Below are 1,855 nucleotides of genomic sequence, written 5' to 3' on the forward strand. Positions count from 1 at the left end.
TGCCGTCGCCCGAAGCCAGGGCCGTGGCCCAGGAATTCATGGCGCTCACGTCGCCCTTTTCCGCTGCCAGGCGAAAAAACTCCGCCGCGCGGGTACGGTTTTTCTTTACGCCCTTGCCGTCCAGAATAAGACGCCCCATAACGTACAGGGCTTCAGCGTTGCCGCTGTCCACAAGGGGCTTGAGCAGGCGCACGGCCTCATCGTAATCATTCTTGTCCAGCGCCGTCTGCACCTGACGCAGGCTTTCACCGTCGTCAGCGCGGGCATCGCCCTGGGACAGCCACAAGGGCGAAAGGCACAAACATGCCAGAAAAACTGTGATAACTAACCGAATTTTCATATGTTATAAACTCTTCAACGTTGGGATCCAGTAATGGTTTTCATCGCCCTTGAGCGTCAGAGCCTGAAGGGCGCAAAAAGCGCGGCGGGCATCCTGCACTGATGTGCGGCTCCACCACGCGCGGGGGTCTTCCCACACTTCGGTGACCTTGGCGGCGGCCTCTTCGGGCGTGGCATGCAGTATGCCCGCCCGCACAAGCACATCCAGCAGGGCATCGCTTTGCGGGGTAACGGGCCACACATCACGCCGCCAGAACAGGATGGTAGGCACATTGGCGACCAGAGCCTCAAGAGTCGTCGTGCAGTTGTGATCCACGACCAGCAGACGGCAGGCAAGCATCTGCGGCTGCAAAGGCCCTGTGGCAAGACGCACCTGGGGCATGCGTTCCAGCAGCCAGTCCGCGTCACGCAAAGAGCCGGGCAACGGGAAATAGGGACGATACAGGGAACTGCCCCGTATGTTCCGCTCCAGCGATTCAAAAAAGCGCAGCTTGTCGCGCCTGTAATCCACCAGTTGCAAGGGCGTTGGATGGGCGTCCAGACGATAGCCGTAGGCTGGCATTTCCGTACCCACAAGTAACAGGTGATGCCCGTCCTGACCATGCCAGCTTTTCTTTATGCGAGCCAGTTGCGGGTACGGCAAGGGAATAAAATTTCCCCGGCTGTTGCCGTGCTCACTCCAGCCCCAGGTGGCAAAGGCGTGCTGGCTGTATTCCACCACGGCAGTATCACAGGCACAGCGTACCTGACCATAATTGCCGCCGTGCTGCACGTACATGAGCCTGTGGCCCCGGCCGCGCCAGAGAGCGAGCTTTTGCCGGTATTCCGCGTCCTCATAGGCCAGAATGCTTGCCACGCGCAGGCGCGGCGACAACATGCCCGGCGCGAGGCGTTCGGGATGGCCGAGCTTTTTTAAAGAACGCGGCATCCCCGCGCGAAAAAGGGCCATAACATCAAGATGCTCCGGCAAAGCCGCGTCAAACCCCGTGGCGGCCCGCCCATAGGTCGAAAGCGGCTGCGAGCAGTCATGCCCCCGGCTTTTATGCAGCAGGGCCAGAGAAAAGCGCAGGCTCTGCCAAAGGCTGACGCCTTTGAGACGGGGAAAAGGCAGTCTCAACATGGCATTGCGCAGCATGCCGCGCACGCGATCCTTGCCGGAAAGACGTTTCGCCGCACCGTATTCACGGTTTACAGGCTCAAGGTATTCCCATGTCCAGTTTTTCGGCCATCCATCATGAAAATGGGCCTCGAACAGACGCGAGAACAGCCAGTGATTAAAGGTATGCCCAAGGGCGCCGTGCAGGACAAAATCCGGCTCGGTATGGAACGTGAAGCAGCACTCCACCGGCAACAGGGGAACGTGCAGGGCCTCGTCGCCCCACACTTGGACCAGGGCCTTGACCCTGTCCCAGCGCTCCACGATCTGTGAAGCCATATTCACGGCCCAGGGGGCCAGTAGCGTCTCCCAGTAGGCGGCGGGCAGCGCAGCGCTGTGCGGGCATAGCTCCGCCGCCAG

2 protein-coding genes are annotated in these 1,855 nt (G+C 60.5%); both read right to left on the reverse strand.

Annotation, left to right across the window (positions count from 1 at the left end; all coding sequences use genetic code 11):
* On the reverse strand, positions 1–340 hold a 340-nt coding region (locus V6C07_RS10850; RefSeq protein ID WP_442891935.1), incomplete at its 3' end, for a tetratricopeptide repeat protein.
* 3 nt (positions 341–343) lie between these two features.
* A partial coding sequence (locus V6C07_RS10855) for an LIC12162 family transferase (protein WP_333536500.1) occupies positions 344–1,855 on the reverse strand: 1,512 nt, incomplete at its 5' end.

It is taken from the genome of Desulfovibrio sp. 1214_IL3152, assembly GCF_036763055.1.
In the GTDB taxonomy this organism is placed as follows: domain Bacteria; phylum Desulfobacterota; class Desulfovibrionia; order Desulfovibrionales; family Desulfovibrionaceae; genus Desulfovibrio.